Source organism: Collinsella sp. TM05-38 (assembly GCF_003466445.1).
Lineage (GTDB): Bacteria > Actinomycetota > Coriobacteriia > Coriobacteriales > Coriobacteriaceae > Collinsella.
This window is the reverse complement of sequence record NZ_QSPM01000002.1, coordinates 1-18,131: the sequence shown is the minus strand read 5'-3', so window position 1 is coordinate 18,131 and position 18,131 is coordinate 1. Positions and strand designations below refer to the sequence as shown.

Below are 18,131 nucleotides of genomic sequence, written 5' to 3'. Positions count from 1 at the left end.
GCTTTGACGGGCCGCGCCTGCGCCTTGGTATACCATGTACGCCGTTCACGAATACACCCCACACCGCCGCACAACCCAGAAAGGTCCCCATGGACACCACCTTCAGCCACATCAAAGCCGTGTTCTGCGATATCGACGGCACGCTGCTCACGAGCCAGCACACGGTGTCCCCGCGCACCGTGGCGGCGATCCGCGCCCTGCGCGAGCGCGGCGTGCTCTTCGGCCTGTGCACCGGGCGCGACGCCCACGCGACCGAGGCCATGTACGAGCTCTGGGGCATCGAAGGCCTGGTGGACGTGCTCGTGGGCTGCGGTGGCGCCGAGGTCATCGACCGCGCGCACGATATCAACGAGCTGAGCTATCCGCTGCCGGGCGAGACCATCGCGCGCATCTGCAAGCACATGGCGGACCTTCCGGCAACGCCCGTTTGCCCCCGAGACGGCGTGTTCTACGTTCCCGAGAGCAATGCGTGCGTCGAGCACTTGTCGCAGGTCGATGGCGTGCCCTACAAGGTGGTCGATTTTGCCGAGTTCTTGCGCGAACCGCAGCCCAAGGTGATGTTTACCATGGCGCCTGAGGTGATGCCGCGGGTGATTGAGCGGGCGTCGACGTTTGCCGATAGCACCGTCAAGGCGGCGGCTCTGCAAACCACGCAGCGGCTCTACGAGTTCATGGACCCGCGCGTGTCCAAGACGCGCGGCCTTGTGCGCGTGGCGGAGCTCAACGACATGGAGCTCCAGAACATCTGCGTGTTTGGCGATGCCGATAACGACACCTGCATGGTGGCTGACGCCGGCGTGGGCGTGGCCATGGCAAATGGCAGCGACGCCACCCGTGCCGCCGCCGATTTTGTAACCGCCAGCAACGACAAAGACGGCATCGCGATCTTTATCGAGGAGCATCTGCTGTAGCGCCGGGGGAGAACCACCACGAAGGGGCAGGCACCTTTGTGGTGGCCTCAGGCGATTTGGGCGAATTGATGCCTAAAATCTGCGCGAAAATTCAAATATTGTTGTCTGAACATTACGCTTCTAACTACCGATGGGTTAAAGATATTCCCATCAATTTAGTAGTCTATTCCTCCCGGTTAATGACCTACCGTTCACGGTCGATTTTCGACCGTTCACAGGACGCTTGCTCTTGAGCAAAATGTTGTGCAAATAAATAAAATGCTATTAAAAAACTGATAACTAGCTTAATTACCAGTAGAAATAGATATTTCATAGCGAATAAACGAAGGTTAATCCGAGCAAATGTCAAGAGAATTGAGAACTGGCTACAAAAATGTCGGTTTTGTTGCTCGGATGTTTAAACAACAGTTACAATAGTATTACTACGCGAGCGCAATTACAGATTGCGCAGATACGTTTGATAGTGAAAGAGCAAGATCGCGGTCTCTTGAGGAGGAGACATCGATGAAAGCAAATTCAGATAAATCTAAGCAGAGTAATAAAGCGACACATCGTGTACTAGCAGGTGTTTTGTGCGGAGCTTCCGTTTTGAGCCTGGTACTGTCGCTCGTTATGCCCCCGATCTCGCAGGCCATCGCCAGCGACACCCAGACAGTTTTTACCGAGGAAACTGTAATGGGGTGCTCAAAGTGAAGAAGTTCGCCGCATGTAGCTTTATGGCAACTGTTCTCGTTGCAAGCACGCTGCTGTCCCCGTTCAGCGCGGCCACCTCTGCGAGCGCGGCTACCACTGTGAACAAGGGCATCTACAAGCCCACGCCTATCGGCATCGGTACGAATATCGATGTCTCTACCCACGATCCCGGCGTGGCCACATTCGTTGGAAGGGACATGTACGTAGGAGGCAAGCCTGCGGACCCCTCCTACCTCACACGCGACAACGTTGCAGGTTCATATGCCGTCGAGGCCGAGGGCCTTACCGTCGTGCAGGGTAAGCTTGCGCTCAATCCCCTCAAGGAGAGCTGGCCTTACACGGATGGTAAAAACAATACGTCTGGCGCGGGATTTCGCTTCGGTACCGTTGGCTTTGGTGCGCAGTTTCGTCCTTCTGCGGGCAGCGTCGTTCTTGCGGTCGCGGGCTTGAGTAACGCGACCTCTATCAAAGAAATCCAGGTTGGTACAAGCGAGCCCGCATCGGCTTCCGTTGGCGCGTGGAACAAGGGTGCCTGGGTTGGTAAGCAAAAGAGCTCACATAACGCTGAAGCCATTGGCGACGACTATACCGCGGCAATCGCGGGTCCCATTACCTATTGGAATTCTGACGACAGGCGCCAGTCTGTGGTGAAAACTCAGGGCGACTTCTATGAAGGGGAAAATGCGGACGAAAGTTCGCTGTTCAAACAAGTCGACTTCCTCAACAACATTAATGGCAAGGACTATTCGAATTACAGCGGAGAGACAGGCTATCTCACCACGCTCTCTAACCAGCTGAATTCGTTCGCGAAGACGGGCGAAGTGAGCTGCAGCGTTGCTCCGGCGTGCCATCAGGACAACCGCTATATCATCAACAAGTACGACAATACGGATTGTAATTATGGCCTGGTGTTTGATGAGTCGTATAAGACCATATATCCGGACTGCGCCGATACGTCGCTCAATGGTAGGCAATTCAAGAATAGCGAGCGTCTTATCAAGTTTAAGGGTGACAACACCTCTATGCAGCAGGTGTTCACCATCGATGCTTCTCAGCTGAGCAATACATACAACAACGAGTATTATCGTGGCGTTGATTTCGCATTCGAGGGCATTCCCAAGGGCGCCTCGGTTGTTGTGAACGTTACCGGATCTTCGAATATTGAGTTTCACAATGGCTGGCGCTTTTGGTGGAACGGTACCGAGATTTCGCGTGGTTACGAAACTCAATATTCCGGCACACCGCTGGGCGAGGCATACGCGACGGCTTCTCAATCCGTCATGTGGAACTTTGTCGATACGCAAAGCCTTACCATTCGGGGCGGCATCGCGGGAGAGGACCGCGCGGACTGGGAATACGGTGGCGCAACCATTGGTGCCAAGTGGACTGACGACGATCCTGCGGCGGCTATGATCGGATCGATTCTCGTTCCCAACGGAAGTTTCGACGACCATGTGACTACCAACGGTCGCGTTTATGTGGGCGTCGATTTCTCAATGAACAGCCCGAAGGTTGCCGCAGCATTTGATGAGGGTAACTCGGCTTCCGTCATCGATATGGATCAGGAGCGTCACAACTTCCCGTGGTCTGGCTCGTATACACCGGACGGTTCCTCCATTGCATGGAGCAAGGTCGACGCTGCGGATGGTACTAAGCTGCTTTCCGGTTCCTCGTGGACGATATACGGCACTGTCATAGATGCCAAGAACGGGACGGGTCCCATCGTTACGGTAACGGATGGCGCTGCCAACGATTACGCTTCTACTGATGGCAAGCTTCAGTTCAACTATTTGAACCAGAAGGCCGATCCGAGTAAGGAGATCTCGGATTCTAATCCGGCATTCACCTATTACATCAAAGAGGAGACGGCGCCGGAGGGTTACCAGGTTTCGGACAAGATCTACTACGCAACCATGAACAATGCTGGTGAGTCGGTGAACTATGTCCAGGGCTACGTGGATGAGAACGGGAACGAGGTTCCGTTCACACCTTCCAACACCACGGGCGCCATCTCCAACACCAAGATCACCGGTACGGTGTCTTGGACCAAGGTTGAGGAAGGAGACAAGGGATACACTCCTTTGGCTGGTTCCGAGTGGAAGCTTGCGAAACTGGGTGCCGATGGCTTGGCTGAGGCGCAGTCCTGGACCGTGAGTGACCAATCGACTCCGAGCGAAACCACTTGGGCCGATACCGACGCCAAGGATGGCAAGTTCACATTGGCCGATTTGCTGCCGGGCACGTACACGCTCACGGAGACCCAGGCTCCGTTTGGCTACGAACTGAACAAGAACACCTACAAGTTCACGGTGGACAGCACAAGCGGCTCCATTACGTGGATCGAGAACGAGCAGCCGAACATCGTTGATGGCATTACGTACATCTCCGACTCGTGCTCCGTTACGTCCGTGAAAATCCCGGTGATTAAGTCCGTCTGTAATACGGACTGGCCGAAGGATTCCAACGGTAACTACGTTGCGTTCGTTTTCAGCATCGAGGCTACGGGGGCAAATAAGGATAGCGCGCCCATGCCTGATTCGAAGACCATTTCCGTCGCACCTACGGACGAGTCCAAGGTCAACGACATCATTGCGAACTTTGGGGAGATCGCATTCTACAAGGACCATCTTGCCACCATCGACGCTTCGAACCTGACGGGGGAGAAGACCTACACCTACACGGTGAAGGAGGTCGCGCCCGACGCCGCATCCGCCATCGACAAGCTCCGCTACTCCAAGGCCGAGTACCAGGTGGCCGTCACGGTGAAGGCCGTGCTGAACGACGCTGGCAAGTACACCGGTCTCACCACCTCCACCACGGTCACCCAGGTGAAGGACGACATGGGCAACGCGATTGATCCGGGTAAGGTCATCGGCGATGTCGACGCGCCCGCGAACGTCATCCCCGCCTCCACCTTCACCAACACCTACTCCACCACTCTGCCTCTTTCCGGTATGTCGGGCGTCACTCCGACATACCTTGCCGGCGCGGCGGTGCTTTGCGCTGCTGCGGCCTGGATGCACGTTCGTCGCAAGGCGAGCGCGAGGGGAGGTGAGCGTCGTGAATAAGAATGTTTGCTCCTTCCCGATCTTGTTTGCGCTGCTCGCCCTCTTGATCGGCACCTGCGCGGTTGTGTTCCCCTCATCCGCGCAGGCCGCGTCGAGCGCGAACGGTTCCATCACCGTTAACGGCACCGTCGCGCGCAGCTACGACGCCTATCAGATCTTTAGCGCCAGCGTCGTCGACGACGACAACGACGCCAAGATCGCAACCGACCTTGTCTGGGCAAGCGCCGCCGCCCGCGACGCCGTCCTGCCCGCGCTGTACAGCGCCGGCATGCCCAGCTCCCAGACCACCGCGCAGGAAGCTGCCGAGTGGCTCAACAGCGATTCCCGCCTTACGAGCGCGTTGAGCGCGCAGCTCGCTCGTTCCCTCCAGAGCTCTGGCGCCGTGTTCGTGGCTCTTAACGCGGGCACGGCGGCCGAGCTGCCCTGCGGCTACTGGCTCATCGTCGCCGACGACGACGCCATCGCCCAGGGCGAGGCCGGCACCGCGCCGATCATGGCCCTGGTCGGCGGCAGCGCCGTCACCGTCAAGCCCAAGGCGGCGACCCCCAAGGTGGCCAAGCATGTGCTGGAGGACGGCACCGCCGCCTGGCAGAAGGCCGCCGACGCCACGGTCGCCGACGACCTGTACTGGCGCCTCTCTGCCACGATCCCGGCCGGGCTCGCGGCCTACGACACCTATGCGGTGCGGTTCGTCGACACCATGAGCGCGGGGCTCGACCCCTCCAGGGTGGCCGCGAGCATGCGCGTGTACGTGGCGGCGGGCGCGGACGGCGGCTTTGACGCCGTCTCGGCCGGTAAGGACGGCCGCGTCGGCACCGAGCCCGCGAAGGGCTGGACCGACATCACGGCCCAGTGCAGGGTCTCGGTCGACGATAAGACCTTCACCGTGCGCACCGGCGACATCATCGCCGCGCTCGGCGGGGCCGACGCCTTTACCGCTGGCGCCCGCGTGGTCGCCGTGTACAACGCACCGCTCAACAGCGCATGCAACCACGGCATCGCGAAGGGCAACCCCAACGAGGTCTACCTGCGCTACCCGCGCTCTCCCTTTGCCGACCAGTCCGGCGAGGCCGGCTTTACCCGCACGCCGAGCGATGACGCGTGCGCCTACACCTGGGATCTCGCGCTCACCAAGCGCGGCAGCGACGGCGACAAGCCGCTTGCCGGGGCGGTCCTGAGCATCGCCGACGACCGCGGCCGCACGCTGGCGGCCGACGGCACGTGGGATGCGGAGGGCAAGGCCACCGTCACCACGGGCGAGGACGGCCGCGTGACCGTCTCGGGCGTGGACTCGGGCAAGCTGGAGGTCCGCGAGCTCAAGGCGCCCAAGGGCTACACCGCCTTTGAGGGCACGCGCTGCGTGACGGTCAAGGCCGAGGGCCTGAACGTCGACCAGGTGGCCGCCGCCGAGCCTAAGCTTACGATCACGGCTGAGTCGCCCCTGCGCGCCGACAGTGCGGACGGGTCGACGGGCAGCCTGGAGGCGTCGCTCATCAACACGCCCACCGGCACGCCCCCTAGCATTACCACCGGAGGCTTTATGCCCTCGACTGGCGATATGGCAATGTACGCCGCGGCCGCCGCAGCGGTCGCCGGAGCCGCGTTCATCGTGGTCGCGCTCCTGGTCAAGCGGGGAGGTGGCAGTCATAAAGAGTAGCTGGCAGCCCCACAGAGAGCGGGGCGAGACGTAGTGAAGTAGATGCTAAGACACAGACAGATGATGACCGATCGAATAAGAACCAACCGGAAAACGGAGGAAAAGAAGATGAGCATGAGCAAGAACATCGCGCGCCTGGCAGTAACCGCCGGCCTCACCGCAGCGCTGAGCTTCGGCGGCGTGATGGCCCCGGTCACGATGGCGTTTGCTGAGGGCGGGTCGACTGTCATATTCGTGGACAGCGATTACGCGAAGTCCACGACCTATAAGGGCATCAAGATCTTCAAGGCGACGGTCGTGACGACCGGAGGGGCCGCGACGTTGAGCAACATCGAGTGGGCCAGCGACGATGCCAAGGTAGCCGTGCTGGACGCCATCAAGGCGAAGGACACGTCCTTTGCCAGCGACCACGCGCAGGATGCCGCCGATTGGCTGAACGCCAACACCGGGGTTACCGGCACCGACTCGAAAGTCGCGAGCGACAACGTCCTGAGCTTGATCGCCGCCAACCTGGAGGGTAAGTCCGGCTGGGAGACGACGTCCGCGGGCAGCCCGTCCCTTTCCGGCCTCGACGCTGGCTACTGGCTGTTCCTCACCGCTGCCGCCGGCACTCCTGACGGCAGCTCGACCGACGCGTTCACCTCTCCCGTCTACGCCGTGATCGATGGCAAAAGCACGACGACCGTCACGCCAAAGAAGGGTGTTCCCACGGTCGAGAAGAAGGTCCTCGACGACGCGGATGCCGTCGCCAGCGACATCAAGGGCTCCGACAAATGGAAGGACGTCGCCGACTCCCAGATCGGCCAGGAGGTGAACTATAAGCTCACCGGCACCATCGCCAGCAACTACGCCACCTTCAGCACCTATGCCTACAAGTTCACGGACGTGCTTTCCGGCGGCCTCGACTATGTCGACGGCTCGGTTGAGGTGTACGCGGTGAACGGCGGCACTTATTCTCCGATTGATGCGAGCAAGTACGACGTGGCCTGGGACGCCAACAAGCTGACGGTCGAGTTCAAGGTCGGCGATGGCAAGAAGGGCCTCAAGGACGTTGACGGTGTGACCGCAGATACCAAGATCGTCGTCTTCTACAAGGCCAAGCTCAACGGCAGCGCCGTGATCGGCAACGCAACTGACGGCAACAAGGGCGGCAACCCCAACACCGTTACGCTCACGTACTCAAACAACCCGTATGCCGAGGGTACGGGCACGACGATCGAGGACACCGTCGCCGACTTCGCGTTCAAGCTCAACCTCAACAAGGTCGACCAGGGCACCGAGGAGGGCCTCGCGGGCGCTGTCTTCGCCATCCAGTCCGATGACGCGAACACCCAGGGGCAGTATGTCGCCTCGAAGGCTGACGCCGCCGCAGGAGTCGTCGCGGGCCAGCTCGTGACCGTTGCCGACGCTAGCAAACTCCCCGAGTACGTGAAGTTCACGTCCGGCGACGACGGCAAGATCGCCGTCTCCGGCCTTGACGCCGGCTCCTACAAAGTGACCGAGGTCCAGGCCCCCGGCGATGCCTACACCAAGGCCGACCCCTTCACCTTCACCATCACCCCGAAGTACGACGATGCGACCATGAAAGTGACGGGCCTCTCGGCTGATGTCTCCGAGTCCGACAAGGGCCGTTCCGACATCGCCTTCGGCACGCTCGACGGCACTGCCGGCGACAACAAGCTGACCGGCACGGATGACACCGGCACCAACGCCGCCGCCGGTGAGGTCACCATCAACGTCGGCAACACCAAGTCCGTGGGCCTTCCGCTGACCGGTCTTAACGGCGTGACCTTCACCTGGATTGCTGGTGGTGCGGTGCTGTGCATCGGCGTGGCTCACCTCATCCGCAGCCGTAAGCAGGCTGAGGAGTCCGAGCAGGAGTAACGCTCGCTCACCCATCCCTTTGGCAGGTGGGATGTGATGGCCATGAGACTTGCGGACACTTTTCTCGTCCATCGACGTTCTTGCTTTGCCATTCTCTTTTCGGGGCAGACTCCGCACTGGAGTCTGCCCCGTTCTTTTTGGGATAACGCAGCCAGGCTCCATTGCCCGATGTATCAAGCGTATGAATATCGAACAGATGTTTGCAAATATTGCGTTTACCAGCTGTAAGTGCGAGTGCTCGCAGTAAAATACCCTTGCGACGCATCCCGTGCGCGGGCGGCCGACGACTCGATCGGAGGTCCCCAAATGCTGAAATTCCTTAACGCGCTCGCCGCCCTCGCGGCGGTGGGCTCGTTCGTCATCGCGTTTCTTGACTCGTATGAGGTTCGGTTTAAGGTCCGTAGGCGCACGCGCGGTGCGGACGGTAGAAGGCATTTGCGCCGTAACAAGCGCAAATAAGAATGCCCGGGGTTAGAGGCCCGGGCATTTAACAACGTCGGAAACTGGTCGCCCGCGCTCCTAAGTACTTACGCGGGGTGCGTCGTTTCCTGTAGCTATTGTATCCCGAATCGCCCCGCCGATTCGGGACATTTTGAAAACTCAAATGCTGGCCTATGCTCGCGCTGCGCAATGCTGTCTAGCTGCGTTGTCCGGCGCGGAAGCTCGTTAATCGGCTATTATTTGCTTAAACAACTTGAGTTGTAGAGGAGTGACCGGCGATGGTGCAGGGCGCCAAACATATGAAGAGCAATAACGCCGCGGCCAACGGTGGCTCAAGCCCTCAGCCCAAACCTCAACCAAAGTCCAAACGCCGTCGCAAGCGACTGCCGCGCTGGGCCGATCGGCTCATCACCATCGTTATCATCCTTATTGGCGTGGGCCTTATGACCTGGCCGTGGATCTTGGACCGGCTCGAGGCCTCGGGCGTGTTCAATCAGATCAGCACGGTGTCCAGCACCGTGGACGCGCTGTCTGCCGAAGAGCGCGAGCGCATTCTGCTTCAGGCGCGCTCCTTTAACGAGCAGCTGGCGGGCGAGGCCACCGAGCTTCCCGCCGACCAGATCGAGCCCTATGCCCAGCAGCTCATCTTTGACCGCGACCCCATGATGAGCTGGGTCGAGATCCCCTCCATCGGCGTGAGCATGCCCATCTACCACGGCACGAGCGAGGAAGTCCTCATGGCGGGCGTCGGCCACCTGGAGGGCACGAGCCTGCCGGTTGGCGGCACCTCGACGCATTGCGTGCTCACCGCGCACTCGGGCATGCGCAACCTGAGCATGTTCGACGACATTCACTCGCTGGAGCCCGGCGACCTGGTGCTGCTGCACACCATGAACAAGACGCTCGCCTACAAGATGGTGGACTCCGAGGTCGTGCTGCCCGAGGAGATGGAGTCGCTGACCATCGAGCCCGGCGCCGACAAGGTGACGCTCGTCACCTGCACGCCCTATGGCGTGAACGACCATCGCCTGCTGGTGCATTGCGTGCGCACCAAGTACAGCAAGAAGGACGTCGACAAGCAAAAGTCGCTGGCCGGCCGCCACTGGGGCAAGCGCGAGTTTGCCGTGCTCATCGTGGTCGTGGCCATTGTGCTGTTGCTGCTGGACATCGTGATCAACGCGGTCCGCAAGCGCCGCAAGGCCAAGGCCTCGGCATAAGACATTCTCCAGAACCACCACAAAGGGGACAGGCACCTTTGTGGTGGTCGGGACTTCTAAACCATCACAACATTCGATGAAAATCGCGATTTTGACGAAAAGCGTCGAATGTTGTGATGGTTTTCGTTGTGGGCGGGACGGTTTTCACTATGGACGGTGCGGTTTCGCTGCAGAACCGCCAGCCTGCCGCCTGCCAACCGCCGCCCTCGTTACGTTTTCGCTGCATTTGGGTAAAGCACCTGCTCCAAGCGGCGTTGCCCTGTATACTAGAGCGGTTTAACTGTTATGCGGAAGGGAGCGCCTATGGCACTCAGCGAGAAAGACGTGCGCGGCATCGCCGAGTACGCAAAGATCGCACTGACCGATGACGAGCTCACCCAGATGACGTCCTACCTGAATGACGCCGTCCAGATGCTCGAGCCCGTCTTGCAATATGACTTGCCCGACGTGGAGCCCACGTTCCATCCTATCGGAAGCCTGTCCAACGTGATGGGCGATGACCTGCGCGAGCCCGAGCGCGACCTGCCGCTCGACGTTGCGCTCGAAAACGCTGGCAGCGCGCGCGACCGCTACTTCCGTGTGCCGTCCATTTTGGGAGAGGGGGAGAGCGAGTAATGGCGCAGAGCTTCGATTCCCTTACCGCCGCCCAGATCGCCGCGGGCGTTGCCGCCGGTGACTTTACCGCTACCGAGGTGGCCCAGGCCTCTCTTGCCGCCATCGAGGCGCGCGAGGGCGGGGTCCAGGCATTCCTGCAGGTGGCGCCCGAGCTTGCGCTCGAGGCCGCCGCCAAAATCGACGCCCGTCGCGCCGCTGGCGAGGCTCTGCCCCCGCTCGCGGGCGTGCCGCTGGCCATCAAGGACAACATGAACCTCGTGGGTACGCGCACCACCTGCGCTTCCCGTATGCTCGAGGACTACCAGAGCGTCTATACCGCTACCTGCGTCCAGCGCATGCTCGATGCCGGCTGCCTGCCCATGGGCAAGGCCAACATGGACGAGTTTGCCTTTGGCAGCTCCACTGAGAGCTCGGCGTTCCATCGCACCAACAATCCTTGGGATACCGAGCGCGTGCCCGGCGGCTCCTCGGGCGGCTCCGCTGCCGCCGTCGCCGCGGGCGAGGTCGCGCTCTCGCTGGGTTCGGACACCGGCGGCTCCATCCGCCAGCCGGCGTCGCTGTGCGGTGTGGTGGGCTTTAAGCCCACGTATGGCGCCGTGAGCCGTTACGGCGTGGTTGCCTTTGGCTCGTCGCTCGACCAGGTGGGACCCTTTGGCCGCACGGTCGAGGATGTCGCGCTGGCCATGAACGCGCTTACCGGCGCGGGCCACGATCCGTACGACTGCACCAGCCAGGATTGCGCCGTCGACTTTACCGAGCATCTCAACGACAGCGTCGAGGGCAAGCGCGTGGGCATCATCCCCGCGTTTATGGAGGCCGAGGGCCTGACGCCCGAGGTCAAGGCCGCTGTTCAGCGCGCCGCACAGGAGCTGCAGAACCAGGGTGCCGAGCTGGTGGAAGTAGACCTGCCGCATCTGGATGCCGCCATCGCCGCCTACTACGTCATCGGCCCGGCTGAGGCGTTCTCCAACCTGGCCCGTTTCGATGGCATTCGCTACGGCTATCAGGAGGAGGGCTGCGCCAACCTGTCCGACCAGAGCTCGCTTTCGCGCGCCCACGGCTTTGGTGCCGAGGCCAAGCGCCGTCAGATGCTCGGCGCCTACCTGCTGAGCTCGGGCGTGTACGACAAGTACTATTACGCCGCGCAAAAGGCTCGCACGCTCATCACGCAGGACTACGACGCCGCGTATGCCAAGGTGGACACCATCCTTATGCCCGCCTCGCCGCGCACGGCCTTTAAGTTTGGCGAGATCAGCGACCCCACGCAGATGTACCTCTCCGACCTGTACACCATCTCGCTCAACATTTGCGGCAACGGCGGTATCTCGGTGCCGCTGGGCCTGGGCGAGGATACTCAGCTGCCCGTTTCTGCCCAGCTGGTGGGTCCGGCGTTTAAGGACCGTCAGCTGCTCACGTTTGCCCGCGCCCTGGAGCGCGGCTTTGCCGATACCGCCACGGGTGCGCCCGCGCTTTCCGTCGCGCCCGATTTTGCCGGGAAGGGAGGCGAGCTGTAATGAAGGAGCTCTCCGAGGTCCTGCAGGATTGGGAGGCCGTGATCGGCCTGGAGATCCATACCGAGCTCACCGCACTCGATACCAAGATGTTCTGCAACTGCAAGCTCAGCCACGATGACGAGCCCAACGCCAACGTGTGCCCGGTGTGCCTGGGCCTGCCCGGCGCCCTGCCGGTACCCAACAAGCGCGCCATCGAGAGCATCGTCAAGGCCGGTCTCGCGACCAACTGCGAGATCCAGCGCCACTCGATGTTCTACCGCAAGCACTACTTCTATCCCGACATGGCCAAGAACTTCCAGACCACGCAGGGCCCGGTCGCCTTTGCCATGTACGGTCATCTGGATCTGGACGTGACCGGTCGCGGTGCCGCCGAGCGCCCCGACTGCGCGTTTGGCGAGGCCGAGGCCCAGAGCCTGGCGAGCGCCTCGGCCAATGCCGAGGGCTTGTCTACGTCCATGTCCTCCACGATGCGCGAGGGCAATCAGCGCGCCGGCCATCTGGCGAGCTACGATGCCTCCAACCTGCAGATGCCCGAGCGTCGCGAGGACGGTTCCTACACGGTGCCCATCCGCATCCTGCGCATCCACATGGAGGAGGACGCCGCCAAGATGGTGCACGTGGGCGGCGCCGAGGGCCGCATTACCGCCGCGGCTGAGTCGCTCGTCGACTACAACCGCTGCGGCACGCCTTTGATTGAGCTCGTGACCGAGCCCGATCTGCGCACGCCCGAGGAGGCGCGCCTGTTTATGGAAAAGCTCCGTCGCATCTTTGTGACGCTGGGTATTTCCGACTGCTCCATGGAGAAGGGCTCCATGCGCTGCGACGGCAACGTGAGCCTGCGTCGCCGCGGCGAGACCAAGCTGGGCACCAAGACCGAGCTCAAGAACCTCAACTCGTTTAAGAGCCTGCACGACGGCCTTGCCTACGAGATCTGCCGTCAGGCCGAGGTGCTCGAGGAGGGCGGCATCATCTACCAGGAGACCCGCCACTGGGAGCCCAGCCGCAAGCGCACCGTGGTCATGCGCGTCAAGGAGACGGCCGACGACTATCGTCTGTTCCCCGACCCCGACTTGGCGCCGTTCGATCTGGATGACGAGTTCATCGATCGCTGCCGTGGCGAGATTCCCGAGCTGCCCGATGCCAAGCGCGCCCGTTTTGAGGCCGACTTTGGCATTAAGGCGGCCGACGCCGAGCAGATTGCCGGCGACCCGGAGTTTGCCGACTTCTTTGAGGCCGCCGCTGCCGGTATGGCCGGCAAGGAGGCCCAGACGGTCGCAAACCTGCTGGTCAACGAGATGATCGCCTATCTTAAGAGCGTGGGCGTCTCGCTGGCCGAGTCCGGCATCGCGCCGGCCCAGGTGGCAGCGCTTGCCAAGCTACTGGCGACCGATGCCATCAGTTCCAACCAGGCGCACGAGGTCTTTGAGGCCATGGCCCAAACTGGCGACGACCCCAACAAGATCGTCGACGAGCGCGGTATGCGTCAGGTGAGCGATGCCGGCGCGCTGCAGCCGATCGTGGACGAGGTGCTGGCAAACTGCGCCGATCAGGCGCAGCAGTATCGTGACGGCAACCAGAAGGTCATCGGCTTTTTGGTGGGCCAGTGCATGAAGGCGAGCCGCGGCAAGGGCAACCCGAAACTCTTCAACGAGTTGCTGAGAAAGGCGCTCGCGTAGCACACGGGCAGGGAAGGCCATCGGGCGGGCAGGGCCCGGGCCTTTACTCTCAACTTCGGACAGTCCTGCGCAAGACGGAGGCGCCACTGGCGCCTCCTTTGCGTGCGGAACTCGTTGCGAGCAAAGGCCCGGGCCCCGCCCGCCCGATGGCCTTCCCCGCCCTGACGACTCGGCCTTTCGGGTCAGGTGGCTGAATGGAATAGAGTGAATGGGCGTGCCGTCGGCACGCCCATTGTTTTGAAGGGAAATCATTTTGAGGAAGCACCCGCCCTGCCGGGGCTCCCGGGTTCCGTGACGACTCGGCCGTTCGGGTCAGGTGGGCTGAATGGAATTTGGACTCCAAGATTTCCAAAAAGTTAACCTATGTTGACCTTAATAGTTAGATGAACTAAACTATTTTCTAAAAGTGTGCTCAAGCAAACTTGTTTACTCGGGTGCTGAGGCACCGTGCCGCGTCCAATGCGGCAAAAGGGAGAAGCAACATGAAGAAGTCGACGTTCAATACCCTGCTTGTCGGTGGCGGTTTTCTGCTCGGCACGGACGGCATCAAGCTGCTCACCAGCGCCCCGGTCAAGAACGCCTGCGTGCAGGGTATCGCGTGCGGCATGCGCATCAAGAACGTCTACCAGGACATGGTCGAGCAGGCCAAGGCTAATGTCGACGACATGGTTGCCGAGGCGGCCTAAATCACCCAGAGCGAGGCCGCTGCTGACGAGGCAGCCGAGTAACGCTCCCAGGCACAAACTATGAGATTCTCGATTATGAGTGAGATCCCCGGCAGGACCCGTCTTCAATTGGCGGGTCCTGTGCCAGAGAGTGATCTCGATGCACTTCTTAAGCTTAGCGGCGATATCGACGGCGTGCACAAGGTGCGCGTTTATGGCCGCATCGGCCAGATGGCACTCGAATACGATGAGCCGCACCGCGATGCCGTGCTGGCCGCCGTCGGTGCGCTCGATGCCCAGGCCATTGCCGACGCAAAGACGGGTTACGTGATGCAGCTTGAGCCACGCAAGCACAAGCTCGTCATGGATCTTGCCACACTTATCGGGGTCCACTACGCGCGCCGCTGGTTCTTGCCGACGCCTCTGCGTGCGGTGTTTGTCGTGGCCGGTTACATCGCATTTTTGCGCGCTGCCCTTCATGAGCTGGTGCAGCCGCGCCTGGCTTGCGTGCTGACGACCGACGGCTGGAGCGAGGACGAGGTCCTGCGCCTTTCTGCCTGCCTGGAGGAGCATTTCCCCCACCTGGCAGCGCGCGCAGTCGTCAACGCTGCTCGCGAGCGTGGGCTCGAGCGCCGCGAGCGCCATGCCGCCGTTGAGTACATCGTGGCGCACGGCATCGCTTCGTCCATCGAATGGCGTCGCGCCATCATCGGTTCCGCGCACTTTGTGTTTGAGGACGAGAGTGCGCAGCTCGATTCCGACATTAAGGAGCAAATCGAGTCCCAGATGCAGGGCCTGTCGCCGCTGTATCTGGCGGTCGACGGCAAGGTTGTCGGCGTGCTCGGCATCGAGGATCCGCTCAAGCCCGGGGTCCGTGAGGCCATCGCCGACCTGCATGCGCTGGGCGTCAAACATGTCGTTATGCTTACGGGCGACTCCGAGCGCACGGCCGAGCGCATTGCGCGCGAGGCGGGTGTCGACGAGTTTAAGGCCGAGCTGCTGCCCGAGGACAAGTACGCCTATGTGGAGCGGATTAAGCGCGAGGGGCGCCACGTTGCCATGGTGGGCGACGGCGTCAACGACTCACCGGCGCTGGGCCTGGCCGATGTGGGTCTGGCCATGGGCGGTGGAAGCGACACTGCCAAGGAGGTCGCCGACATCATCCTGGCCGACACGGATCTCGCCGCACTCGTGCGCCTGCGCCGCATGAGCCAGGGCCTCATTGATCGTCTGACGAGTTCCTATTCTAAGGTGATGCTCACCAACTCGGCGCTGTTGGCATTGGGTATTATCGGCAGGATCACTCCGCAGACGTCGTCACTGCTGCACAACGGCTCAACGATCGCCTACAGCCTGGGCAACGCAAAGGCGTACCTGCGTTAGCGTTTTCGATTGAGTATATGGCCTGCACCCTGGCGGCATCGCAGCCGCCAGGGTGCAGGCCTTCTTTTGTTTGACGAGATGTTAGCTCAGATATATGATCGTGCTAGCACTGCTAGTAAGTTCTGAAGGTGAGGTTGAGATGGCTACCGTTGGCAGCATGGCGCAGGTGAATGTTCGCGTAGATCGCTCGGTTAAAGAGCGCGCCGAGGAAGCGCTGCAGCTTTCGGGCAGGTCACTGCCTGAGCTCATCAAAAAGGTGGTGGCCAAGGTCGCGCAGGGTGGCGGGCAGTGCGAGGAAGTGCTTGCGGCCGTCGACGACCGGCGGCAGACCGTCGCGCCCGATACTCCGTTCGCCGCATCATGGGCGGCGGCGGATCAGCTTTACGCGGACCTGGGCATCGCTACGTCGCACGTATCCGACGATCGCGATTGGGACACAATCTATTCGGAAGCCATGGACGAGCGCTATCGCCAAAAGGGGATGATCGTGTGAGCGGGGCTCCCCTCAAAATAATGGTGGATGCCAACGTATGGGTTGATTCGTTTTGCGTCGACCATGCCGAGTCGCTTGCCGCGCGTGCGTTTATTGGGCGGGCGATGGAGACGGGGGCGTTGCTGTTCTTTCCGGTGCATATCGCTAAGGACGTGCTGTACGTTGTCCAACACGAGCTGAAGCGTAGCGTTCTTGCCAGCGGGGGAGCGCTCGACGAGGCTTCTGCCCGCGCGATTGGCGATGCGGCGCTGGCGTTTGTTCGAAATATGACCGAAAACGCCACGGCCGTGGGTGCAGATGCGTCGGATCTTTGGCTGGCCAACAAATATCTGACGCTCCATCGCGATTACGAGGACAACTTGGTGCTCGCCGCATGCAAGCGCGCGCAGGTTGATTACTTGGTAACTAACGATCGCAAACTGCTCGAACATGCCGATCTTGCAGCAAAGACACCTCGTCAAATGATGCCGATTCTTGCTTTGGCCAAACGCGGCGGCGCGGCTATCGGTTGACGCGAACTGCTTGCGGGCCTCTTGGACGACGATGATCCAAGGGGCCCGCGTCTGCTATTTACAAAAGCTCGGCCTTAATGGCGGGACTTTCTGCGAGCTGCTCGGCTGCCTTTTCGTCGGAGCTGTCGAGTACTGCCAGACTGCGATAGACCCACTCGTTGACCTGGGTGTTCTTGACGCCTGCGGTTTGCATGAGGGCGCCTACCTCGCGGATTGCTGCGAGCAGATCAGCCTTGGGACCCGCGAGCTCGACTTCGATGCCGTGGTAGGCGGCCACGCCGCGGTTCTCACTCACGTGGTCGATAAAGTCCTCGACGGTCTCAAGCTGCTGGGCGAGAGCTGCATCATCGTCAGCGTCCAGCGCGACGAGTGCGTTCGATACCGTGAGGGCGGGATGTCCGCAGGGGACAAAGCCCTCGATGACATCCATAGCTTCGGTAATGGTTGAGCCCAGGCCTGCGAGGGCATTGACGAGTTGCTGCTTGGTATCCATAACGGTCCTTTCGACGGGTCAATTGTGCTTGGCGAAAATATACGTGACGCGATCGGTAGCAAAAGTGCGAAGTACAGCGCACATTGGGGTCTTCACAGCTCGTGGATAGAACATCTGTCTTCCTTGAGAACGTGGTAACATAGCACTTCACAAGCGGGGCTCGCCCCGTATGTTCCTTGAAAAGTCGACGGCTGTTGGGTACTCGTGCCCAATGCCATCCAGACTTTACCGACATTCGGGGGCGACTGGTTTCGACACGATAGCTCTGAGAGAGGAAGCAAGCCGAGGTCTCCTCGCCTCGTTAAACAGGGGTACCGTCAAATTGAATTGACAACAACTCTTCTTTTGAGCCTATGGCTCTCGCTGCTTAGTTTATAGCGGCGCGTCAACCCGGTGATTTCCCCGACACCGGCGCGACGTCATTTTAGGGGAATGCTCCTGCGCACGTAATCGGTATGGCGCAGGCTAAGACCGAACCGGTTAGGACGCCGCGAGCGTGTCGCTGCGCGCAAAGCGTCCGAGACAAAACCAGCGACTGAGCTTGGAGATGCCAATCAGGGGGCTTTCGTGGACCGGAGTTCGATTCTCCGCGCCTCCACCACAAGTAATAGGCAGGTAGATATTCGTATCTACCTGCCTTTTTATTTCCAGCCCGTACCGCGGAGAATCGAACTCTATGCAGGGCGCGGGCGTAAAGAAAACGCGTGAGCGTTTTTAGCCCGCGGGCGAGGACGCCGGCAGGCGGCCGAAGCCGGTGCGGATTTGCGAAGCAAATACGCGGATTCTCCGCGCAAACTTACGACTCAAAATGGATGCGATGTTTATCGAATCTCAGCTGGCCTCGCCCAGCATCAACGGATCCCCCCAAACCGCGGAGAATCGAACTCTATGCAGGGCGCGGGCGTAAAG

At 60.9% G+C, this 18,131-nt stretch carries 13 protein-coding genes and 1 other RNA gene; 13 read left to right on the top strand and 1 reads right to left on the bottom strand.

Going from position 1 to position 18,131, the window contains the following annotated elements; all coding sequences use genetic code 11:
* The first annotated feature begins 89 nt into the window (after positions 1 to 89).
* The 12 genes from DXD49_RS00990 to DXD49_RS00935 all read left to right on the top strand — a co-directional run bounded on the left by DXD49_RS00990 (position 90) and on the right by DXD49_RS00935 (position 16,729).
* Positions 90 to 911 carry an HAD family hydrolase gene (locus DXD49_RS00990; RefSeq protein WP_117793978.1) on the top strand — a complete coding sequence of 274 codons (822 nt, stop codon included), beginning with the start codon at positions 90 to 92 and terminating at the stop codon, positions 909 to 911.
* A 680-nt stretch (positions 912 to 1,591) separates the two neighbouring features.
* The gene (locus tag DXD49_RS00980) at positions 1,592 to 4,672 is read left to right on the top strand and encodes a SpaA isopeptide-forming pilin-related protein (protein ID WP_158564834.1); all 3,081 of its coding nucleotides are present in this window, start codon (positions 1,592 to 1,594) and stop codon (positions 4,670 to 4,672) included.
* On the top strand, positions 4,665 to 6,329 hold the full coding sequence (locus DXD49_RS00975) for a SpaA isopeptide-forming pilin-related protein (RefSeq protein WP_158564833.1): 1,665 nt from the start codon (positions 4,665 to 4,667) through the stop codon (positions 6,327 to 6,329). Before DXD49_RS00980 ends, DXD49_RS00975 begins: the two co-directional genes overlap by 8 nt.
* A gap of 114 nt (positions 6,330 to 6,443) precedes the next feature.
* Positions 6,444 to 8,213, top strand: a complete 1,770-nt coding sequence (locus DXD49_RS00970; protein ID WP_158564832.1) for an isopeptide-forming domain-containing fimbrial protein — start codon at positions 6,444 to 6,446, stop codon at positions 8,211 to 8,213.
* A gap of 740 nt (positions 8,214 to 8,953) precedes the next feature.
* On the top strand, positions 8,954 to 9,871 hold the full coding sequence (locus DXD49_RS00965; RefSeq protein WP_158564831.1) for a class C sortase: 918 nt from the start codon (positions 8,954 to 8,956) through the stop codon (positions 9,869 to 9,871).
* 303 nt (positions 9,872 to 10,174) lie between these two features.
* On the top strand, positions 10,175 to 10,486 hold the full coding sequence (gene gatC / locus DXD49_RS00960; RefSeq protein WP_055287082.1) for an Asp-tRNA(Asn)/Glu-tRNA(Gln) amidotransferase subunit GatC: 312 nt from the start codon (positions 10,175 to 10,177) through the stop codon (positions 10,484 to 10,486).
* Positions 10,486 to 12,000, top strand: coding sequence for an Asp-tRNA(Asn)/Glu-tRNA(Gln) amidotransferase subunit GatA (gene gatA, locus DXD49_RS00955; RefSeq protein WP_117793973.1), 1,515 nt, complete (start codon positions 10,486 to 10,488; stop codon positions 11,998 to 12,000). Before gatC ends, gatA begins: the two co-directional genes overlap by 1 nt.
* Positions 12,000 to 13,676, top strand: coding sequence for an Asp-tRNA(Asn)/Glu-tRNA(Gln) amidotransferase subunit GatB (gene gatB, locus DXD49_RS00950; RefSeq protein ID WP_117763615.1), 1,677 nt, complete (start codon positions 12,000 to 12,002; stop codon positions 13,674 to 13,676). The genes gatA and gatB overlap by 1 nt, the downstream gene beginning before the upstream one ends.
* A gap of 482 nt (positions 13,677 to 14,158) precedes the next feature.
* Positions 14,159 to 14,362, top strand: a complete 204-nt coding sequence (locus DXD49_RS00945; RefSeq protein ID WP_117793972.1) for a DUF6110 family protein — start codon at positions 14,159 to 14,161, stop codon at positions 14,360 to 14,362.
* Between the two features lie 120 nt (positions 14,363 to 14,482).
* On the top strand, positions 14,483 to 15,724 hold the full coding sequence (locus DXD49_RS00940; protein ID WP_233541710.1) for an HAD-IC family P-type ATPase: 1,242 nt from the start codon (positions 14,483 to 14,485) through the stop codon (positions 15,722 to 15,724).
* A 139-nt stretch (positions 15,725 to 15,863) separates the two neighbouring features.
* Positions 15,864 to 16,217: a hypothetical protein gene (locus tag DXD49_RS09615; RefSeq protein WP_158550206.1), complete on the top strand. Its 354-nt coding sequence runs from the start codon at positions 15,864 to 15,866 to the stop codon at positions 16,215 to 16,217.
* Complete coding sequence (locus tag DXD49_RS00935) at positions 16,214 to 16,729, top strand: PIN domain-containing protein (RefSeq protein WP_158550205.1); 516 nt, start codon at positions 16,214 to 16,216, stop codon at positions 16,727 to 16,729. Before DXD49_RS09615 ends, DXD49_RS00935 begins: the two co-directional genes overlap by 4 nt.
* A 58-nt stretch (positions 16,730 to 16,787) precedes the next feature.
* Here the strand turns inward: DXD49_RS00935 and DXD49_RS00930 are convergent, their stop codons facing one another.
* The gene (locus DXD49_RS00930; RefSeq protein ID WP_117793970.1) at positions 16,788 to 17,222 is read right to left on the bottom strand and encodes a hypothetical protein; all 435 of its coding nucleotides are present in this window, start codon (positions 17,220 to 17,222) and stop codon (positions 16,788 to 16,790) included.
* Between the two features lie 237 nt (positions 17,223 to 17,459).
* Between DXD49_RS00930 and ssrA the strand changes: the two genes are divergently transcribed.
* Positions 17,460 to 17,823: a transfer-messenger RNA gene (gene ssrA / locus DXD49_RS00925) on the top strand.
* The last annotated feature ends 308 nt before the right edge of the window (positions 17,824 to 18,131 follow it).